This is a genomic window from Amycolatopsis sp. NPDC041971 (assembly GCF_055588925.1).
Window position 1 is genome coordinate 1 of the sequence record NZ_JBVJCE010000047.1, and the last position, 1,354, is coordinate 1,354.

The 1,354-nt window shown below is 67.8% G+C and carries 1 protein-coding gene; it reads left to right on the top strand.

Features of this window, described 5'->3' with window-relative positions; translation table 11 throughout:
* Positions 1 to 262 precede the first annotated feature (262 nt).
* Positions 263 to 1,336, top strand: a complete 1,074-nt coding sequence (locus ACZ6DT_RS40170; RefSeq protein WP_465605315.1) for an IS110 family RNA-guided transposase — start codon at positions 263 to 265, stop codon at positions 1,334 to 1,336.
* The last annotated feature ends 18 nt before the right edge of the window (positions 1,337 to 1,354 follow it).

The following is a 1,354-nucleotide window of genomic DNA, read 5'->3' on the forward strand; positions in this document are numbered from 1 at the left end:
GCGAAAGCCACAGTGATGATGTGTGTGGACGGAGACTTGGCGGGGTCTGGCTCGGAAAGCCACTGACGCCCTGGTTGGGGTTGTCTTGCGAAAGATCTGCCGGTCTCGCTGTGGTCTCTGCGTCCATGCACGTCACCGGGCTGGGGGATGTGACTTGATAGGAGCCTGTGCCATCAGGACACCCATCACTGTGTTGTCCGTCCCCCGGCCCGGTACGTGCCATCCGTTTGACCGATCGAGACACGGAATGGCGGCTATCAGGATGACCGATGAACAGACCACCGTCGACACGACCCAGGTGACCGGTGGGGTCGACACCCACAAAGACACCCACACCGCCGCCGCTCTGGATGGCCTCGGCCGGGTGCTGGGCACCCGCACGTTTCCCGCCGGAACCACCGGATACACCGCGCTGCTGGCCTGGCTACGGGACTGGGGCATGGTGACCGCGGTCGGTGTCGAGGGCACCGGCTCCTACGGCGCGGGCCTGGCCCGCTACCTGGCCGCCGAGAGTGTCACGGTCGTGGAGGTCAACCAGCCCGACCGGCATACCCGCCGCCGCAAGGGAAAGACCGATACCCAGGACGCGATCAACGCCGCCCACGCCGTGCTGTCGGGCCGGGCTGAGGCGACCCCCAAGGCCGGCACCGGGCCCGCCGCCGCCGTCACCGCCCTGCGCACCGTGCTCAACGGCGCGGTCAAATCCCGCACTGCCGCGCTCAACCAGCTCGATGCCCTCATCGTCACCGCACCCGCCGCGCTGCGCGAATCCCTCACCGGCCTGACCGGCAAGGCCCTGATCACCGCCTGCACACGACTCCGCCCCGGCACCGACCTCACCAACCCTGCCAACGCCGTCAAAACCGCGCTACGCCGCCTGGCCCGCCGCATCCAGCACCTCAGCACCGAAATCACCGACGCCAAAACCGACCTCACAACCCTGACCCGGCAGGTCCTGCCCGCCACCACCGCCGTGTTCGGCGTCGGCCCCGACACCGCCTCCCAACTCCTGGCCACCGCCGGAGACAACCCACACCGGATCGACACCGAAGCCCGCTTCGCGCACCTGTGCGGCACCGCACCCATCGACGCCTCCAGCGGCCGCAGCGACCGCCACCGCCTCAACCGCGGTGGCGACCGCAACGCCAACGCCTCCCTCTATCGCATCGTCCTCGTCCGCATGCGCCACTGCCCCCGCACCCGCGCCTACGTCGAGCGCCGCACCACCGAAGGCATCCCCAAACGACACATCATCCGCTGCCTCAAACGCTACGTCGCCCGCGAAATCCACCGAACACTCATCACAGACATCAACAACCTCACCAACACCCCTTGACATCTATAGGAGCATCTT

Excerpts from the sequence above, each read along its gene's own strand:
- ACZ6DT_RS40170 (WP_465605315.1), top strand. The coding sequence starts at position 263 with ATGACCGATGAACAGACCACCGTCGACACGACCCAGGTGACCGGTGGG.